Origin of the sequence: Pedobacter insulae, from assembly GCF_900113525.1 — a bacterium.
Classification (GTDB): domain Bacteria; phylum Bacteroidota; class Bacteroidia; order Sphingobacteriales; family Sphingobacteriaceae; genus Pedobacter; species Pedobacter insulae.
Map to the genome: position 1 here is coordinate 195,336 of NZ_FOPP01000004.1, position 19,748 is coordinate 215,083.

Annotated in this window: 18 protein-coding genes; 12 read left to right on the forward strand and 6 right to left on the reverse strand. The window is 37.2% G+C overall.

Going from position 1 to position 19,748, the window contains the following annotated elements:
- Positions 1 to 33: 33 nt before the first annotated feature.
- Together BM207_RS08225 and BM207_RS08230 are read right to left on the reverse strand one after the other, a co-directional pair.
- Positions 34 to 1,809: an aminopeptidase P family protein gene (locus BM207_RS08225; RefSeq protein WP_090993098.1), complete on the reverse strand. Its 1,776-nt coding sequence runs from the start codon at positions 1,807 to 1,809 to the stop codon at positions 34 to 36.
- A 79-nt stretch (positions 1,810 to 1,888) separates the two neighbouring features.
- Positions 1,889 to 2,308: an acyl-CoA thioesterase gene (locus BM207_RS08230; RefSeq protein WP_090993099.1), complete on the reverse strand. Its 420-nt coding sequence runs from the start codon at positions 2,306 to 2,308 to the stop codon at positions 1,889 to 1,891.
- A 414-nt stretch (positions 2,309 to 2,722) separates the two neighbouring features.
- On the opposite strand from BM207_RS08230, the gene BM207_RS08240 reads away from it, so the two are divergent.
- From BM207_RS08240 to BM207_RS08275, 8 genes are all read left to right on the forward strand, one after another.
- Positions 2,723 to 3,274: an ATP-binding cassette domain-containing protein gene (locus BM207_RS08240; protein WP_090993101.1), complete on the forward strand. Its 552-nt coding sequence runs from the start codon at positions 2,723 to 2,725 to the stop codon at positions 3,272 to 3,274.
- A gap of 178 nt (positions 3,275 to 3,452) precedes the next feature.
- A complete protein-coding gene (gene rpsO / locus BM207_RS08245; protein ID WP_090993102.1) occupies positions 3,453 to 3,737 on the forward strand; it encodes a 30S ribosomal protein S15 in 285 nt (94 codons plus the stop codon).
- Positions 3,738 to 3,853: 116 nt separating this feature from the next.
- Positions 3,854 to 5,989, forward strand: coding sequence for a polyribonucleotide nucleotidyltransferase (gene pnp / locus BM207_RS08250; RefSeq protein ID WP_090993103.1), 2,136 nt, complete (start codon positions 3,854 to 3,856; stop codon positions 5,987 to 5,989).
- Between the two features lie 232 nt (positions 5,990 to 6,221).
- The gene (rpe, locus tag BM207_RS08255) at positions 6,222 to 6,893 is read left to right on the forward strand and encodes a ribulose-phosphate 3-epimerase (protein WP_090993104.1); all 672 of its coding nucleotides are present in this window, start codon (positions 6,222 to 6,224) and stop codon (positions 6,891 to 6,893) included.
- Between the two features lie 8 nt (positions 6,894 to 6,901).
- Positions 6,902 to 9,340 carry a TonB-dependent receptor gene (locus BM207_RS08260; protein WP_090993105.1) on the forward strand — a complete coding sequence of 813 codons (2,439 nt, stop codon included), beginning with the start codon at positions 6,902 to 6,904 and terminating at the stop codon, positions 9,338 to 9,340.
- 50 nt (positions 9,341 to 9,390) lie between these two features.
- Positions 9,391 to 10,464 carry a 3-phosphoserine/phosphohydroxythreonine transaminase gene (gene serC / locus BM207_RS08265; protein WP_090993106.1) on the forward strand — a complete coding sequence of 358 codons (1,074 nt, stop codon included), beginning with the start codon at positions 9,391 to 9,393 and terminating at the stop codon, positions 10,462 to 10,464.
- A gap of 26 nt (positions 10,465 to 10,490) precedes the next feature.
- Complete coding sequence (locus BM207_RS08270) at positions 10,491 to 11,441, forward strand: D-2-hydroxyacid dehydrogenase (RefSeq protein WP_177217083.1); 951 nt, start codon at positions 10,491 to 10,493, stop codon at positions 11,439 to 11,441.
- 67 nt (positions 11,442 to 11,508) lie between these two features.
- Complete coding sequence (locus BM207_RS08275) at positions 11,509 to 12,747, forward strand: DUF1015 domain-containing protein (RefSeq protein WP_090993107.1); 1,239 nt, start codon at positions 11,509 to 11,511, stop codon at positions 12,745 to 12,747.
- Between the two features lie 151 nt (positions 12,748 to 12,898).
- Here the strand turns inward: BM207_RS08275 and BM207_RS08280 are convergent, their stop codons facing one another.
- A complete protein-coding gene (locus tag BM207_RS08280; RefSeq protein ID WP_090993108.1) occupies positions 12,899 to 13,678 on the reverse strand; it encodes an SAM hydrolase/SAM-dependent halogenase family protein in 780 nt (259 codons plus the stop codon).
- A gap of 101 nt (positions 13,679 to 13,779) precedes the next feature.
- Here BM207_RS08280 and BM207_RS08285 point away from each other — a divergent pair, with 101 nt between their 5' ends.
- From BM207_RS08285 to BM207_RS08300, 4 genes are read left to right on the forward strand one after another with little or no spacing between them, the layout of a single operon-like run.
- Positions 13,780 to 14,736: a PhoH family protein gene (locus tag BM207_RS08285; RefSeq protein ID WP_090993331.1), complete on the forward strand. Its 957-nt coding sequence runs from the start codon at positions 13,780 to 13,782 to the stop codon at positions 14,734 to 14,736.
- Between the two features lie 19 nt (positions 14,737 to 14,755).
- Positions 14,756 to 15,706, forward strand: coding sequence for a phosphoribosylaminoimidazolesuccinocarboxamide synthase (locus tag BM207_RS08290; RefSeq protein ID WP_090993109.1), 951 nt, complete (start codon positions 14,756 to 14,758; stop codon positions 15,704 to 15,706).
- Between the two features lie 41 nt (positions 15,707 to 15,747).
- Positions 15,748 to 16,134 carry an STAS domain-containing protein gene (locus BM207_RS08295; RefSeq protein ID WP_090993110.1) on the forward strand — a complete coding sequence of 129 codons (387 nt, stop codon included), beginning with the start codon at positions 15,748 to 15,750 and terminating at the stop codon, positions 16,132 to 16,134.
- Between the two features lie 2 nt (positions 16,135 to 16,136).
- Positions 16,137 to 17,048, forward strand: coding sequence for a ribonuclease Z (locus BM207_RS08300; RefSeq protein WP_090993111.1), 912 nt, complete (start codon positions 16,137 to 16,139; stop codon positions 17,046 to 17,048).
- Positions 17,049 to 17,051: 3 nt separating this feature from the next.
- Here BM207_RS08300 and BM207_RS08305 read toward each other — a convergent pair whose 3' ends face one another.
- Genes BM207_RS08305 through BM207_RS08315 form a run of 3 tightly spaced genes read right to left on the reverse strand, consistent with a single transcriptional unit; the run spans position 17,052 to position 19,726 of the window.
- The gene (locus tag BM207_RS08305; RefSeq protein ID WP_090993112.1) at positions 17,052 to 18,005 is read right to left on the reverse strand and encodes an MlaD family protein; all 954 of its coding nucleotides are present in this window, start codon (positions 18,003 to 18,005) and stop codon (positions 17,052 to 17,054) included.
- A gap of 24 nt (positions 18,006 to 18,029) precedes the next feature.
- Positions 18,030 to 18,806 carry an N-acetylmuramoyl-L-alanine amidase family protein gene (locus BM207_RS08310; RefSeq protein ID WP_090993113.1) on the reverse strand — a complete coding sequence of 259 codons (777 nt, stop codon included), beginning with the start codon at positions 18,804 to 18,806 and terminating at the stop codon, positions 18,030 to 18,032.
- 41 nt (positions 18,807 to 18,847) lie between these two features.
- Positions 18,848 to 19,726: an N-acetylmuramoyl-L-alanine amidase family protein gene (locus tag BM207_RS08315; RefSeq protein WP_177217084.1), complete on the reverse strand. Its 879-nt coding sequence runs from the start codon at positions 19,724 to 19,726 to the stop codon at positions 18,848 to 18,850.
- Between the last annotated feature and the right edge of the window lie 22 nt (positions 19,727 to 19,748).

Below are 19,748 nucleotides of genomic sequence, written 5' to 3' on the forward strand. Positions count from 1 at the left end.
GCAAATATATAGAATGGCATCTATACCTACAACTTATAACTCCTTGGTCATCTCTTTTAGGAATGTTTTTTCTTCACTATTTAAAAACGGACTTAATTTTTCGAAGACTAAGCGATGATACGTGTTTAGCCAATTAATATGTGATGCTGCTAATAAATCAACTTTTACAATACTTGTATCAATCGGAGCTAAGGTTAAAGCTTCAAAGGCATAAAATTCATTAAACTCATTCGTTTGGTCTTCAACTGTGAGTACGAGATTTTCTATTCTAATTCCATGTTTTCCAGGACGATAGATGCCCGGTTCTATAGAAGTTATCATTCCTAATTCCAGTGCAATTGGGGTTGGTCCGGCATTGATAACTTGTGGCCCCTCGTGTACATTTAGCAAATAACCAACACCATGCCCAGTTCCGTGTCCGAAATTAATTCCATGATCCCATAATGGCCTTCTCGTTATGGCATCAATTTGATAGCCACAGGTACCTTTAGGAAATCGAGTTTTACAACCTTCAATCATTGCTTTAAGTACTAAGGTGTAATCAGTTTTTTCTTCTTCGGTAGGATTGCCCAATGGTATCACCCGCGTAATGTCCGTTGTTCCATAAAAATATTGACCGCCAGAATCTACTAAAAATAATCCTTCGGCCTTGATTTCAGAGTCACTCTTAGAATTCGCGGCATAATGAGGTAGTGCTCCATGTGCTTTATAAGCCGAAATCGTATTAAAGCTTTCTCCAATAAAGCCCACTTCCGCAGCTCTAAAACTCCGTAATTGTGCAGCTGCCGAAATTTCTGTCATTTTTATCTTGCCAGCATTTTCTTTAACCCACTTTAAGAAACGGGTGATCGCTATCCCATCTTTTCGCATAGCGATACGAGTATGTTCAATTTCCGTACTGTTCTTAAGCGCTTTTAAATGAGTAGAAGGGTTTGTTTCCTTTACAATTACTACTGAAGAAGGTATGAGCTTATACAATGCTAAGCAGTTTCTTCTTGGGTCAATTAAAATGCTGCTTTCAGCAGGAATAAATTGCAGATCTTTTGCAATAAATTCATAGTTTAATAAATTAACCCCACTTTGTGATAAGCTGGTTTTATCTTCTTCTGTTAACTTATCGCTTTGTATATATAATGTAGCTTGATTTTCGGCTATTAACGCAAAACTCAACACAACCGGGTTATAATTTACGTCCTTGCCTCTTAAATTAAATATCCAGGCAATATCATCAAGAGAGGAAATAAGGTGATGTTGAACATGATATTGTTTCATCACTGCTCTTATCAGATTAAGTTTCTCTTTTGTAGATTGGCCTGTAAATTCTTCACTAATTAGAAAAGCCGGTTCAGTAGGTAAAGCAGGCCTGTCTTTCCAAATTGGCTGGAGGTAGTCTTTATGTTTATACTTTATTTTTTTTACGGTTAATTGCTTATGAAAGAGTTCGCTCAAGGTAATTGAAACTAATTTCTCATCAAAACCAATAACCGCAGAGTCGGCTAAGTTTTCTCTTAACCAAGTAATGTATTCAGGAGTATGCTGAGCTTTTAGCTTTACCAGTTGATACCCACTGTCTTTCAACTGTTCTTCAGCCTGTTCAAAATATCTAAAATCAGCCCATAAACCGGCGAAATCTTGGGTAATAACTACCGTACTAACTGACCCTCTAAATCCTGTTGCAAAAGAAATACATTTGTAATGGTTGGGGAGGTATTCACTCATATGCGGATCAGCTGAGGGAATTACATAGGCATCTACGCCGTCTGTTTTCATTTGCTCCCGTATAGCACTTAGTTTTTCTTTAAAAGTCATCCACAAATGTGGGAAAGAATTCGCTTTTAAAAAAATGTGAATCTAAGAAAATAGATTCTACAATGCTGTACGTTTAGTCTTATATACTATAAGCCTTGATCATCTCTTCATTTACTTTGCAAGAGCGTTGTGTTTTTAAGTCGATCATCACGTAGTCAAAAACCCCATCTGAAGAAACTTTTCCAGTCGCTTTGTTTACAATCTCGAACTGTACGTTGCTTCCTTTTTCGTTCATCTCTAAAATTCCGGTTCTAACAACCATAGTTTCTCCAATTTTTAGCGGTCTTTTAAAGCTGATTGTTACTTTAGCAACTACCCATCCGAAACCTTGTTCGGTAAATTGGGCCCAACTCATGCCATAGCATCTTTCCATTTGCTCATACCGCGCGGCGAGCACATAATCTAGATATTTACTGTTATGTACATGGTTAAACATATCTATATCGTCTGGACGAACAGCTAACTCAGTTTCGAAAATGCTATATTGGTTTTGGATCAAAATGTTGTGTATTTGTAGACAAAAGTAGGAAACAATCTTTTAAATTGGAGTTTATTAGTGTGCTTAGTGCAAATTTTCTTACTTTGGTAGGATGGGGAGTTTAATATCAACGCAAATTAAGGAGAAATAATTAATGAATATTCTTGCAGCGCTATGGGTTTTCTATAAAAAGCTTATTTTTCCCTCTTTCGCAATATCAGTTTTATTAGCACTCTTTTTTATTGATTCTAGTAAATTTCTATCGGGGGTCGGTATTGCCTATGTTTTCTTAACTCCATCTTTACATTTTCTCTTTTATGATTTAAGTCGACCTAAGGAGTATTATTTTTACCACAATCTTGGGCTTAGTAAAACTACATTGTATTTAAATTCAATACTTATAAGTTTAATTATAGGTATTATCTTATTACTTATATGAGTGGTTTGTATGTTGACAGCGTAAATAAAGAGTTTGGTTTAAATCAGATCTTAACTGATGTTTTTATCAGCTGTAAGATTGGAGAGGTTATTGGACTTTTGGGAAGAAATGGCGCTGGAAAGTCTACTTTGTTACAGATTATTTTTGGCGCCTTAAAGGCAGGTCATAAATACGTTAAGGTAAATGATAAGTTAATTCATACCTTATTTGATAGTCGTGATTTAATACGATATTTGCCGCAAGACAGTTTTTTGCCAATACATGTAAGTGTTAAGACGATAATAGCCATTTATTGCACCTCCATCCAAGCTGCGCAACTACACGAACTCGCCTTTATTAAGCCATTTCTTTTTAAAAAGAGTAATGAACTTTCTGGTGGTGAAAAAAGGTTAATTGAAATATTTATCCTGCTCTATGGCAAGGCTAAGTTTGTGTTGCTTGATGAGCCATTCAATGGCTTGGCTCCGTTGCATATTGAGCTAGTAAAAGAAGGTATCAAAGCAGCAGCTGTTAATAAGGGCTTTATCATCACCGATCATGATTATTGAAGTGTGTTAAATCTCTCAACATCAATTATATTGCTCCACAACGGAGCGACGAAAAAAATAGAAGACCCTCAAGAATTAATAGCTTTTGGGTATTTGCCTGCAAATTTGCAAATTAGCTAATATGTCGTATCTTTGCGCTCAATTAATTAATTTATAAACACTTTAGTATCATTCAAGAATGTATTTAAGTAAAGAAAAGAAAGCCGAAATCTTTAAAGCACACGGCGAAGTAGAAACCAATACTGGTTCTGCAGAAGGTCAAGTAGCGTTGTTTACATACCGTATAGCGCACTTAACAGAACACTTAAAGAAAAATCGTAAGGATTTCTCTACGCAGTTGTCACTTCAAAAATTGGTAGGTAAACGTCGCGGTATTTTAGCTTACCTATACAAAAAAGATATTGAGCGCTACCGTGCTATCATCAAAACATTACAGTTAAGAGATATCATTAAGTCAGTGTAATTTTATCATTAAAAGCCATCAGACTTGTTTGATGGCTTTTTTAGTTGAATAATCGAAGAAAATATAAATAAACTCGGTCTGTTCGAAAGAGGAAAAACAGGCCACAACAATTTAATATGAATGTAATAAAAAAATCGTTCGATTTGGGCGATGGAAGAATTGTAGAAATTGAAACAGGTAAGTTAGCAAAACAAGCTGATGGTTCTGTTGTAGTTAAAATGGGCGATACCATGTTGTTAGCAACAGTTGTATCCACAGTAGGTGCTAAACCAGGTACCGATTTTTTACCTTTATCGGTAGATTATCAAGAAAAATATGCGGCAGCTGGCCGTATTCCAGGCGGATTTTTACGTCGCGAAGCAAGATTATCTGACTATGAAGTATTAATCTCGCGTTTGGTTGATAGAGCTTTACGCCCTATGTTCCCTTCAGATTATCACGCTGATACACAAGTAATGATTTCATTAATCTCGGCTGATAAAAATATTATGCCAGATTGTTTAGCTGGTTTAGCAGCATCAGCAGCTTTATCAGTGTCCGATATTCCTTTCAATGGTCCAATTTCGGAAGTTCGCGTTGCGAAGATTGATGGGAAATTAGTAATCAATCCATTAGCTAGTGATTTGGAGCGAGCAACTTTAGAATTTATGGTTGCTGGTTCGGCAAATGACATAGGCATGGTTGAAGGTGAGTGTGATGAGATTCAAGAAGATGAAATGGTTGAGGCTTTAAAATTTGCGCATGACGCTATTAAAGTTCAGTGTGCTGTTCAGGTTGAATTAACGGAAGCTACTGGTAAAACCGTGAAACGTGAATACAGCCACGAGGATCACGATGCTGATTTGAAAGCTAAAGTTTATGCAGATACTTATGATAAAGTTTATGCCGTAGCTAAGTCTGGCGCTAATAAAGACGAACGTAAAAAAGGCTTTACTGATATTATCAATGAGTTTTTTGAGGCGATGCCAGAAGATACCGAAGATTTAACTAAAGCAATGGCTAAGCATTATTACCATGATGTGCAGTACGATGCAATTAGAAATCTTTTATTAGATGAAGGAATTCGTTTAGATGGTCGTAAAACAACTGAAATCCGTCCAATTTGGAGCGAAGTTGGTTACCTTCCAGCAGCCCACGGATCAGCGGTATTTACCCGTGGCGAAACTCAATCATTAACATCAGTTACTTTAGGTAGCAAAGATGATGAGCAGATGATTGATGGTGCTTTTATCAATGGTTATAACAAATTCTTGTTACATTATAATTTCCCAGGCTTCTCAACTGGAGAGGTAAGACCAAATAGAGGTGCTGGACGTAGAGAAATTGGGCACGGTGCTTTAGCACAACGTTCTTTGAAAAAAGTATTGCCACAAGGCGAGGAAAATCCATACACTATCCGTATCGTTTCTGACATCCTTGAATCAAATGGCTCGTCGTCTATGGCAACTGTTTGTGCAGGTACATTGGCGCTAATGGATGCAGGTATTAAAATCAAATCGCCTGTTTCTGGTATTGCGATGGGCTTAATTACCGATGAGAAAACTGGTAAGTATGCTATTCTTTCTGATATTTTAGGCGATGAAGATCATTTAGGTGATATGGACTTTAAAGTTACAGGAACAGAAAATGGAATTGTAGCTTGCCAGATGGATTTAAAGATCAATGGTTTATCATATGAAGTGTTAACTAAAGCTTTATTGCAAGCAAAAGAAGGCCGTTTACACATTTTAGGTGAGATGAAGAAAACGATTGCTTCACCAAATGAGGACTACAAACCACATGCACCACGTATTGTTTCCTTAAGTATTGATAAAGAATTTATCGGTGCGGTAATTGGCCCAGGTGGTAAAATTATTCAAGAAATGCAGCGCGAAACTGGCGCTTCGATCTCTATCGAAGAAGTTGGTAACAAAGGTATTGTTGAAATTTTTGCCGACAATAAAGCTGCAATTGATGCTGCTGTGGCACGCATTAATGCCATTGCTGCAAAACCAGAAATCGGTGCAGTTTACCAAGGTAAAGTAAAATCAATAATGCCATTTGGTGCATTTGTAGAGATTATGCCAGGTAAAGATGGTTTATTGCATATTTCAGAAATTTCATGGGAGCGTTTAGAGACCATGGATGGAGTATTGAAAGAAGGCGATAAATTAGAAGTGAAATTATTGGATGTAGATAAGCAAGGTAAAATGAAACTTTCTCGTAAAGTTTTATTGCCAAGACCTGAGAAACCGACTGCTCCACAAGCATAAGGCAATTTTGTCAAATCTAACCCTCTCAGTTTCGCTGGGAGGGTTTTTGCATTTAGGGTAAGCTATACACACAAAACTTTCGGGCTTTCGGGCTAAAAACTGTCAGACTTCTTTTGTAACTTGCAATATCTCATTATTCGTCATTGCGAGGTACGAAGCAATCTCTTTTCTGCGCTAGCTTCAAGATTGCATCGTACCTCGCAATGACGTTAATCGTAAAAAAAGAAACTTTATGAAACACTTCATCGCCCCATCGATTCTAGCAGCTGATTTTGGAAATTTACAACGAGATAGTGAGATGATCAATCAGAGTGAAGCAGACTGGTTTCATATTGATGTGATGGACGGGGTATTTGTGCCGAATATTTCTTTTGGTTTTCCGGTAATGAATGCCATAAAAAAACACGCTCAAAAACCGTTGGATGTGCATTTAATGATTGTTGATCCGGATAAGTACATTGAGGATTTTGCCAAGGCAGGAGCAGCGATTATCACTGTTCATTATGAAGCCTGTACCCATCTGCACCGGACAATACAATTAATTAAGGCATCGGGATGTAAGGCTGGAGTGGCATTAAATCCCCATACACCAGTAGCATTCTTAAAAGATATTTTGGCCGATCTTGACCTGGTACTGATCATGTCAGTGAATCCTGGTTTTGGGGGGCAAAAGTTTATTCCCCAATCTTTACTTAAAATCGCCGAATTGAAACAAAATGCTTTACAGGTAAACCCAAGCTTAATTATTGAAGTAGATGGAGGCGTAAGTATTTTAAATGCTGCGAGTTTGATTAGTGCCGGAGCAAATGCGCTTGTTGCAGGAAATGCCGTTTTCGCAGCTCCAGATCCTTTAGGGATGATAAAGGAACTTAAAAACTTAACAATTGGTTCTCATCAAATTTAATTTACTGCATGCTCAAATTTTGCCTGTTGATTTTTGCCATACTGGTAGGCTTTACGTTTGTAAATGCCCAGCCTTTGGTGAAGGTTTCAGGAACAGTTTTCGGAATAGATGAAAAGCCCCTTTCAAAAGTTACAATTACAGTGCTCGGTCAGCGGGAGTCTACACTTACCGATCAAAATGGTACTTATGCCATTTATTCGAGAACAACTTCTTTTACGCTAAAGTACAATCTCTTAGGTTATCAGCCAATGCTGATAAAAATCAATGAAAAAGTAGCCGGTAGAATTACCAGGGAGGTTACATTGATACCTAACGTAAATGAATTAGAGCAGGTAACTATTACGAATAAACAAAACCAACTGAGTAATTCAAGTACGATTAATATTGCTGATCTTTCTTCGTTGCCTTCTGTTTCGGGCAATTTCGAAACAATCATCAAAACCTTACCGGGAGTTTCAACAAACAATGAACTTAGTTCTCAATATAGTGTGAGAGGGGGAAATTTTGATGAGAACCTTACTTATGTAAACGACGTAGAAATTAGCAAACCGATATTAATCAGAAATGGTCAGCAAGAAGGTTTGAGTTTTGTTAATAGTGACCTGGTGACCCGTGCCAAATTTTCTGCGGGAGGTTTTGAAGCAAGATATGGTGATAAATTATCATCTGTTTTGGATGCCAAATATGATCGGCCCGATAGTAACCATCTGGCCTTCAATGCGGGACTTTTAGGTGCGTCGCTCGCTATTAAAAGAGCTGGTGCCAGAAATTTTTTATTAATCGGGTTGCGCTATAAGAATAATGCGAGCTTGCTGAATACCCAAGATAATAAAGGAAACTATAGACCTAATTTCGGTGACGCACAATTGTTATATCAACATAATTTTTCAGAGAAATTTAACCTCAGTATATTAGGGTATTTTAATGGCGGTCGGTTTAATTTAATTCCGGAGGATCGCGAGACTTTATTCGGTACCTTAGAAACGCAACTCCGTTTAAAAGTTGCTTACAATGGCCAAGAGATAGATGATTATCGAACTGGAGGAGCGGCGATAACAGCGACTTTCAGCCCTAAACCAAACCTAGTTGTCAAATGGATCAATAGTTATTTTAACACGCGGGAACGTGAACGCTTTGATATTGAAGGAAGGTATCTATTTGATGAACTTCAAACCGATTTTACCAAAGTTGGTTTTAAAGCAATCAGTACAAATCGCGGTATTGGCACCTATTTGAATTATGCAAGGAACAGTTTGAATTCTGAAGTCTTAAGTTCTGAGGTAAAAACAGAACAAAATTTTGGTAACCACGTCTTTTCGTGGGGAGCAAGGGCCGAAAGGAACAAGTTTGTAGATAACCTCAATGAATATCATTTAATTGACTCAGCTGGTTATATTTTGCCAAATAACGCCAAAAAGTTCTATTTAGAACAAAGCATTTCGAAAGCTAATATTCTTGAGATTGCTAATTTTACTGCCTTTGTACAGGATAGTTATAGCTTATCAAGTAATACTGATTTACAATTGGGCATCAGGGGCAACTACAATACCTTAACAAATCAATTGTTATTAAGCCCGAGATTATTGTTGGCATATCGTCCAGAAAGCAACAATAAAATCATTCGTTTTTCAGCTGGAATCTATCAGCAGGCGCCCAGTTATAGAAGTATACGAGCCTATGATGGGGAATTAAATCTTAGTCAGAGAGCGCAACGTTCCTACAATTTTTCAGCAGGCTTAGATTATGCTTTCGATGGACTTGGTACCCGTTTGAAGTTCAGTTCGGAAGCATACTTTAAATATGCAGATAGGTTAGTTCCGTACATTTTTGACAATGTAAGAATTAAGTATCTTTCTACTCAAACAGCTAAAGGACGCACTTATGGGGCGGATTTTAATATTGGTGGTGAATTTGTGAAAGACTTGGTCTCTTATTTTAGGCTTTCGTTAATGGCAGCTGATCAGGATATTAAAGGTGATTTTTATGTTAAAGAAAATCAATCAGGAACCGCTAAGGTTATCTATCCTGGTTATTTAAAACGCCCGACAGATCAGCGCGTTAATTTTTCAGTATTTTTTCAGGACAGGTTATTGAAAGGAGATAGTTATAAGGTTCATTTAACCATGCTCTACGGCTCGAAGTTACCAATTGGGGCGCCCTTGAGCGAACGATATACTGACGATTTTAATATTCCAGCTTATAAACGAGTGGATATTGGCTTTTCTAAAGATTTTTTAGACGACAATAGCTTAAAAAAACCTAAGCTTTTGAGTCGTTACTTTACTTCGTTTATCGCTCATTTTGAAGTATTTAATTTGCTCGACATTAATAACACCGTCTCATATCTTTGGTTAAAGGATGTGGATAATGTTCAGTATGCTATCCCAAATTATTTAACTGGTCGCCAATTAAACTTTAAATTGATTTTAAAGTTTAAAAATCATTAATTATCTGACACAAAACTGTTACATTTACGCCTATATAAATTTTAGATAAAATGAGACATAATTTTGGTGCAGGTCCCTGTATTTTACCTCAAGAGGTGTTTAAGCAAGCTTCTAGAGCTGTTTTGGATTTTAAAGATGGATTATCAATTTTAGAAATTTCACATCGTACACCTGAGTTTGAAGGTGTTGTGGAAGAAGCTACCAAATTGGTAAAAGAACTGTTAAATGTACCCGCTGGATATTCCGTTTTATTTTTACAAGGTGGCGCTAGTTTGCAATTTGCGATGGTGCCGATGAATTTATTACCAGAAGGCGGAACAGCGGCTTATTTAGAAACTGGAGTTTGGGCAAATAAGGCAATTAAAGAAGTTAAATTCTTTGGTAAGGCTAATATTGTTGGTTCCTCAAAAGAAGCTAATTATACCTTTATCCCTAAAGATTATATAATCCCTGAAGACAGTGCTTATTTTCACTGTACGTCAAACAATACCATTTATGGAACAGAGATGTTCACGCTTCCGGTAACTAAGGTTCCCGTCGTTTGTGATATGTCATCTGATATCATGAGTAGGGAGATAGATGTTTCAAAATACGATTTGATTTATGCTGGGGCTCAAAAGAATATTGGCCCTGCAGGATTAACAATCGTTATTGTAAAGGATGAGATCTTGGGGAAAACTGGAAGAGGCATTCCCTCCATGTTGAATTATCAAACTCATATTGAAGGTGGCTCTATGTATAATACACCACCTGTATTTTCTATATATGTGGCCATGCTTAACCTAAATTGGTTAAAATCTAAAGGAGGGGTTGCCGAAATTGAAAAAGAAAACAGGGCCAAAGCTACTGCATTATATACTGAGATTGATAGAAATTCCCTTTTTAAAGGCACCTGTGCAGTGGAGGATCGTTCGAGAATGAATATCTGTTTCGTGATGGAAAATCCTGAGTTAGAGAAACAATTTGCAAAATTTGCGGATGATAATGGTTTTGAAGGGTTAAAGGGACACAGAAGTGTTGGTGGCTTTAGGGCATCAATGTACAATGCGCTTCCTATCACCAGTGTACATGCGTTAATTGATTTAATGCAGACTTTTGAAGAAAAACACAAAGCCAACAAATAGAATTTTAATAGCAATATAAATACGTTATGATCAAGATACTCGCCAATGACGGCATAGACCCAGTGGGGAAAAAACTGCTTGAAGAGGCAGGTTTTATAGTAGATACTCAAACAATTCCGCAAGATCAACTTGCCACTGCTTTGCTAAATTATGATGGTATTACAGTGCGCAGTGCAACTAAAGTTAGAAAGGAATTAATAGACGCTTGTCCGAATATTAAGTTAATTGGCAGAGGTGGGGTAGGAATGGATAATATTGATGTGGAGTACGCTAGGAGTAAAGGCCTTGCAGTTGTAAATACTCCCGCTGCGTCATCCCTCTCGGTTGCTGAACTTGTTTTTGCTCATCTTTTTACTGGTGTTAGATTTTTGCATGATAGCAATAGGAAAATGCCTGTTGAAGGAAAAACCAAATTTAACGAATTAAAAAAGGCTTACGCAAAAGGAATTGAGTTGCGTGGCAAAACTATTGGGATAATTGGTTTTGGAAGAATAGGAAGGGAAACTGCAGCAGTAGCACTAGGTTTAGGAATGAATGTATTAGCTTATGACTTGTATCCTTTTAGTGGGAACATTACTTTAAACTTACAAGGAGGTATTAAAGTTGATATTCCAGTAGAAACGGTGGCCTTGGCTGATGTAATTGCAAAGAGCGATTTTATTTCACTACATACTCCATTTGCTGACAAGCCGATTTTAGGAGCAGAGGAATTTGCGGCGATGAAACCTGGCGTTGGGATAGTAAATTGCTCAAGAGGCGGTACCATAGATGAGCAAGCATTAATAGAAGCATTAGATTCTGGTAAAGTTGCTTTTGCTGGTTTAGACGTTTTTGATAATGAACCAACTCCTTTGGAACGCCTTCTTAATCATCCTAAAATTTCACTTACTCCTCATATTGGCGCATCAACGAATGAAGCTCAAGAACGTGTTGGAGCAGAATTAGCTAATTTAATTATCGCGCACTTTAGCGCGTAAAGCAAGAGGCGAGGGGCAAGATATTTATAGGGCCCCTTGCACTTTAATAACCAAATATAAACTTCTTATGCCAAGGATAAAGCCATTTTATGCCTTAAAACCTGCTATGCATTTGCAGAATAGTATAGTAACTCGGCCGCTTGAAAACTATAGCCTCGGTCAGGCCAGGCTAATGGCTTCTGAAAATCCACATAGTTTTTTGCATTTAATTAATCCAGAGCTTGATAATCCTTATTTGAGAGGTTCAAGACAGGAATTAATCTATAAAAAGATTAATGAAAATCTCGAACATTTTTTAGAAAATGAAGTTATAAAGAAAGAAGATAAACCTGCTATTTACATCTATCGAGTAATCGCCGACGGATTGACGCAAAATGGGATTTGGACGCTAACTCATATCAATGATTATTTGGACGGAAATATCAAAAAGCATGAGTCGACTGTTGAAAGAAGAGAAAAACTCCTTTCGGAATATTTGCAGCAAACAGGTCTGGATGCTAATCCGGTTTTAATTACTTATGCTCCGAATGAGCATATTGATCAGGTGATTGCTAAATATCAGGAAAGAAAACCTGACAACGATTTTGTATATCAGGACGGCTCCCAACATCAGTTGTGGACAATAGAGCTCTTGGAAGACTTGAATTGCCTTGTCGCGGCATTTGGCAGTATTCCTACTGTTTATATCGCAGATGGTCACCACAGAATTGCCTCTATGGCCAAGATGGCCAAACTTCAAAGAACTTTAACGACCGAAGAAGAGGATTCCTCCTATAACTATTTTTCTACGGCTTATTTTAATACCAAGGAGGTAAAGATAATGGCCTTTAACAGGATGGTTAAAGATTTGAATGGTCTCAGGGTAGAGGATTTTTTTAGTGCAGTAGGTGAGTCATTTGAGATTGAGAAAGTAAATGAAATGGGTAATCCATCTAAAATACACGAACTAGGTGTGTATATTGATAAATCATGGTACAGACTTGTCGCCAAACCTCATGTTTGTGATGAAAATGATCCGGTAGCTGTGCTTGATGTGAGTATTTTGCAAGATTATATTCTAGAACCGATTTTAGCCATTAAGGACCCTCGTACCGATGCACGGATCACCTTTGAAGGCGACAAAACGCCTATTAGCGATTTGCAGCGTCAGGTTGATAATGGGCATTATGCTGTTGCCTTTACGCTTTATCCTACTTCTATTCAGCAATTGATAGCGGTTGCGGATATAAATGGAGTAATGCCGCCTAAATCGACCTGGGTAGAGCCCAAGTTTTTAGTGGGAATGTTAATTAACCGTTTTATTTGAGCCTAGTCCAACGCATTTAATAATACCCAATATCTAAACCCTAATATTGCTTTCTGAAAATTGGTTAGTTTCAAGGGATCCTTCTGATAATAACTTGGGAGGAACACCTTATTAAGCTTGACCAGTAATTTAAAAAATGCTTTTTTCATGTTTATGGATGAAACTCTACCCTAATAATGTCATTTAAATGTAGCCCGAGCAAACCACTTGCTTTCCCTTTATTGATAGCGATCTCTAGGTGGTTGCTAATTCCGAAAAGACATAATTTTTCGCCTTCCGGTACCTCATTGTAATGCCAGCTCAGCTGACTAATCGTTTCACTTTTACGAAAGTACAGTGTGAAGTCGCGGTTTCGCTGGATTTTAGTGAAAAGATCTTTTGTAATATTAGTAATAACATTACAAAATGTATCAATATAAATAACACTCCCTCTAATGATATCTCTTTCTATTACAGGGTGTAAAAGCGTTCGTTCCTCAATTTCTGATGTAGGTATACCTACTTCTTTTAATTTTCCCCCTCTAGCTAAAGTAGTTGCTGCTTTTACAAAGATATCAACCAAGGGAAAATGCAAGTACTTTAAATCTTGCATAATGTTTAATTCCACAATTTCATCGGGCTTCTCCTCAAACAACAGGGAAAATATACCATTATCGGCACCCACAAAAAAATGGTCCTTATATTTTAAGGCAACATATTTTGTATGTTCACTAAATACCGAATCTATGCCTATAAGGTGTACTGTGTTTTTTGGAAAGTACGGATATACATTCTTTAGGACAAACGCAGCATAAGAAATATTGAAGGAGGGAACTTCATGAGTAACATCAACAATATTAGCTGTAGGCAAGACACTCAGGATACTGCCTTTCAATGCAGCCTGGTAAAAATCTTTTGATCCTAAATCTGTTGTTAATGTAATTATTGCCATTAAAAATTCAATATTTATGCTTATTCTTGCCTATAGGCATTTCGCCTACAAATATTCAATTTTTAAATCAAAATATACACTTCTATTTAAAATACAATATTTTGAACGAACTAAAGCTAACATTAGAAACAACAGACCAGGTCCAATTTTGGGGCGCAAATAATGAGCATTACGAATTAATTAAAAGTGCTTTTCCAAAATTGAAGATCGTAGCAAGAGGAAATGACGTAAAGGCATTGGGCGACGAGGCTGAATTAAAGGCTTTTGAGCACAAGTTTGAGCAATTGGTGGCTCACCTCGAAAAATATAGAACATTATCACATAATGATGTTGATGCAATTTTAGGTGCTAAGAAATCTGCGGCAAAAACTGATGAAGTTCCCGCAGTTGCAAATACCGGGGAAGTGATTGTTTTTGGCAACCATGGTCTCATGATAAAAGCCCGTACAGCCAACCAACGTAAGATGGTTGATAGCATAGGTAAAAACGATGTGTTGTTTGCCATCGGACCAGCAGGTACTGGAAAAACCTATACTGCGGTAGCATTGGCCGTAAGAGCACTTAAAAACAAGGAGATTAAACGAATCATTTTAACCCGCCCTGCTGTTGAAGCGGGAGAAAGCTTAGGCTTTTTGCCAGGAGATTTGAAGGAAAAAGTTGACCCGTATTTGCGTCCGCTTTACGATGCGTTGGATGATATGATACCACCAGAAAAGCTAAAACTGTATCTGGAGAACAGGACCATCGAAATTGCGCCTTTGGCCTTTATGCGAGGACGTACTTTAGATAACTGTTTTGTTATTTTGGACGAAGCCCAAAACTCTACCGACCTTCAATTGAAAATGTTTCTGACTAGAATGGGTCCTACTGCTAAATTTATTGTTACAGGTGATGTTACCCAAATAGATTTACCAAAGAAGGCTCAATCTGGTTTGCATAACGCACTTCGGATTTTAGCGGAGATCAAAGGTATTGACATCATTTACCTCACTGGAGAAGATGTTGTTAGGCATAAGTTGGTGAAAGCAATCTTGAAAGCCTACGGGGATATTCAGTAATTTTCTTATTTTCGCACCAATGAAAGCAATTAAAGAAACTCATTTCAGTTTTCCAAAACAGACCAATTTTTATAAAGGTAAAGTTAGAGATGTATATACCATTGATAACCAACTTATGGCAATGGTAGTTACAGATAGAATTTCGGCGTTTGACGTGGTTTTACCAGAGGCTATTCCTTTTAAGGGGCAAGTTTTAAATCAGATTGCTGCCAAATTTTTAGCTGCGACAAAAGATATAGTTCCTAACTGGGTTATGGCCGTTCCTGATGAAATGGTTACCATTGGTAGGATCTGTGAGCCTTTTAAAGTTGAGATGGTGATTAGGGGATATTTGGCAGGTCATTCTTGGCGTGAATATAGTGCGGGTAGAAGGACTGTATGCGGAGTTGATTTACCAGAGGGGCTCAAAGAGAACGATAAGCTACCAGCACCGATTATTACCCCAACTACAAAAGCGGCAGTTGGCCATGATGAGGATATTTCTAAAGAGGAGATTCTTTCGCGTGGTATTGTCTCCTTGGTCGATTATGAGAAATTAGAAGCATTTACGCAGGCTTTATATCAACGTGGTACTGAGATGGCAGCTGAGCGGGGCTTAATCTTGGTAGATACCAAGTATGAATTCGGTAAGGAAGGAGATACAATTTATTTAATCGATGAGATCCATACACCAGATTCATCCCGTTATTTTTATGCTGATGGATATGCAGAAAGACAAAAAAATAATGAAGCGCAGAAACAGCTTTCTAAAGAATTTGTAAGAAAGTGGTTAATTGAAAATAACTTTCAAGGTAAAGATGGTCAAGTAGTTCCTAAGATGACAGCGGAAATAGTAGAGTCTATTTCAGAACGATACATCGAATTATATGAGCAGATTACTGGTGAAGTTTTTGTTAAGAATCCCTCTTCGAGCATCTCTAACCGTATAGAAGAAAATGTGAAAAATGCGATTAATGATTTATTATCCTAATAAAAATCGTTACTTTCGTTAAATACTTTAATAAACCAACCATGAAATTCTCGACAGATAAACACGAAAAATATGTTGTTTTAAAATTAGATGAACCTAAATTCACTAATGACAATACTCCTGCATTGAAATCTGAGTTTATCTTATTAAATGCTGAAGGTTATCGCAATATAGTGGTAGATCTTTCAAAAGTGAAAGAATGCGCTGACTCCCAGGATTTAAGTTGTTTATTAGTAGGGGATAGGCTATGTAAAAGTGCGGGAGGTATTTTTGTGGTAACAGGCGTTAGTCAGGCTATTGCTAACATTGTGAAAATATCTAATATTCACCAAGCCGTAACTTTTGTGAATAAATTAGATGAGGCAACTGATCTAATTTTTATGGAAGAAATAGAAAAAGAATTACGCGGAAGCGTAGATAAGGGGTAGAAATGACTTTCGAAGTAACCATTCTTGGTAGCAGTTCTGCTACTCCGGTTTACAACAGAAATCCCACAGCTCAATTACTTAATTGCAACGAAAAGTTTTATTTAATCGATTGTGGAGAAGGTACCCAACAACAATTGATTAAATTCGGCTTAAAGGCATCGAAGATAGATTTTGTCTTGATCAGCCACCTGCACGGTGATCATTACTTTGGATTAATTGGTTTACTTTCAAGTATGCATTTAAATGGAAGAATTAAGCCTATCCACATTTTTGCCCCCGAGGCATTAAAGGAAATCTTGGATATACAATTTAAGCATTCAGACACGAAGCTGAGATATGAACTGATTTATCATTTTATTAATCCTAAAAAATCCGAAATTATACTTGAGAATTCAGATGTTGTTATCCAAACAATTATTCTTAACCATCGAATTCCTTGTACTGGTTTTAAGTTTACAGAAAAGAAGCGATTGCGAAAGGTTGTTGTCGAGCGACTAGAAGCAGCTGGTGTACCACTTGAATATTATGCGATGCTAAAGCGGGGATTGGATTTGACTTTACCAAATGGTGAGGTGCTATTGAATGTTGATTATACAACAGATTCAGCTACCCCAAAAACTTATGCCTATTGTTCAGATACTTTGATGGACGAACGTTATTTTAATAGCATAAGAAACTGCGATACGCTCTATCACGAAGCGACGTTTTTACATGAAATGATAGACAGGGCTAATGAAACGCACCATACCACGGCGCTGCAGGCGGCTGAAATAGCCAGTTTGGTACAGGCCAAGAAATTACTACTGGGTCATTTTTCATCCAGATATAAAACTTTGGGTCCTATTTTAGATGAAGCTAAGACGCTTTTCGAGGCATCAGAGCTAGCCGTAGAAGGGCATACTTACCAGATCTAACTTCTATTTATCTTTTTTGTTTCCGCCTCCGAATACTGAGAAATGAACATAGCGTTTAGGATTCGCTTTTAAATCTATCATCAAATTATCTAGGTTTTTAGAAGCACTAGTTAAGTTTTGGTACATTTCTTCATCATTCAATAACTTACCTAATGATCCTTTTCCGCCTTTAAGATCGGCTACCATTCCTTGTAGGTCTGCAATTGCTTTATTGGCATTATCAACAGTTTGTTTAAAGTTTAGAGCCGCTGCTTTGTCGGTAACGGTGTTTAAATTAGCGAGGATAGCGTCGATCTTAGCACCGTTATTTTTGAAGTTAACTGTGATTTGTTCAACATTTGAAAGAATGCCGGATAATTTTGAACTTTCTGACCCTACTAATGCATCAACCTTTTTCGAAGTTGCTTCTAAAGCCCCCAAGGTTGAAGCGATGCTGGTAAAACTCTTATCAACGTTTTTCTGAAAATTAGGATTAAGTATAGAGTTTACACTCGTTAATATAGAATCCATTTTAGTAATAATCTGCTCAGCTTTCTTCTGCACAGGCTGTACGGTTTCCATCAGGCCCTTTTCTACATTAGCATTTAATGTGTCCCCATCTTTAGCGTAATTTCTATCGTTCCCCAGATTCATTACAATCGCTTTTCCTCCTAATAAATCAGTGCTTTCTAAACGGGCAATCGTATTTTTTGGGATATCATATTTGCCTTTAATCTTTAAAGTAGCAACAATAGTTCCATTCGGCTGTAGGGTAAGTTGATCTACTCTACCAATTTGAAATCCATTAATAAGCACAGGTTTTGAAACTCCGAGCCCATCAACCCGGTCGTATTTAGCATATAAAACAGTTTCGCTTGAGAAAATAGAATTCCCCTTTAAAAAATTGTAGCCGATAATTAATAATGCGATAGCAAATGCCGCCAATACACCTACTTTTGTTTCGTTTTTTATTTTCATTAATTTAGGGATTTCTGTTATTAACTAATTCTCAATTTCTTTTTTATATTCCGAAACGGCTTTAAAAATGGCGTTCACTATTTCTTCTTGACCTTCATCAGAGTTAATATAATCTTCTTCTTCAGGATTGGAAATGAAACCTATTTCAGTAAGTATCGAGGGCATAGCAGCACGTTGTAATACCAATAAGCCTTGCTCCTTAACACCTCTGTTTACTCTTTTGTTTAGTTCGGTATAATTTTTTTGTACAAGTTTAGCTAAAGATAAACTTTTTGCTCTGTAAAGAGATTTATATAAGGATAATTTGATCAATTCTTCTGGATCGGTAACAATGGCCTCCTCCTTATTCTTGTAATTTTTGTCGTTGATAATGTCTTCATTTTCCTTTAATCCGGCATCCATCTCGTTTATCCGCCTATAGGCACCAACAAAGGTTTCTGTTCCTCTTGTAGTATGATTGCCTTTTGGCATGGAGTTACAGTGAATGGATATAAAGATATCTGCTTTGGCATCATTCGCTATTTCCGCTCTGCGATACCAGTCTACATCAACATCAGTTTTACGGATTTGTATAATTTTAATGCTTGGAAGCTCCTTTTCAAATTTTTTACCCAGTTTTAAGGCAACCTCTAAAGCCACATTCTTTTCGTAAGAATATCTTCCTTTTGCACCTGGTTTTACGCCACCATGTCCGGCATCAATCACAATGGTTTTTATGCGGTAACCCTGCGCTCGGGAAACATGGTTACTTAAACAAAATAAGGAGATAAGCGTAAATAGAATAATCGTTTTTTGTCTCATTAATCGATATTTGCTGCGAATTTACAATAATTTAGGTTAAATTATATCTCAACGCTGTGCTTATATGCTTGTATGGCTTTTAAAAGACAATTGGTGATTTCCACTTGCCCTTCCTCTGAATTCATGTAATCCTCTTCACCTGGGTTACTGATAAAACCTATCTCAGTTAAAATAGCCGGCATACCTGCCCGAGCGAGCACGGCTAAGCTTTTTTCCTGAACGCCTCTATTTATGCGGCCAACATTCACATATTCGTCTTGTACAAGCTTAGCAAGTTTGAGACTCTGCGCTCTAAAAGTGTTCTTCATCAAAGATAAGATTATGGCACTCTCAGGATCATTTGGGTTAAATCCCTCATAATTGTCTTTGTAGTTATCCTCTAAAAAGATAGAGGCGTTTTCTCTTTTAATGGCTTCATCTTGCTCATTTACTCTGCCAATACCCGATACGAATGTCTCCGTTCCTTTTGTAGAAGTGCTTTTTGAATATCTGGTTTTATAGATTGGTACCCTCTTGCCCTTTTTGTTTTTGGTATAACCGCTGATATATTTTTTAGCATATACAGGCATGTCGTTGCAATGGATAGAAATAAAAATATCTGCTTTGGCATTATTTGCGATGGCAATTCTTTCATAGAGCGGAATAAATACATCGGTAGTGCGGGTGTAAATTACTTTCACATCCTTCATCTTTTCTTCTATAACCTTTCCGAGCCTTAATGCTGTTTTTAACGCAACATCTTTTTCAGTAGAGTATTCGCCGCGTGTACTTCCATCTTTACCGCCATGGCCTGCATCGATTACAATTGTTTTAATTTTATATTCTTGCGCAACTGCCTGATTTTTAACGTATAGCGTAATTGCTAAGCAAATAAATAACATCAAAATTGCATTTGGTCTAACCAATGGTATATTTTTCATTAATTTTGAACGTTTTGGGTTA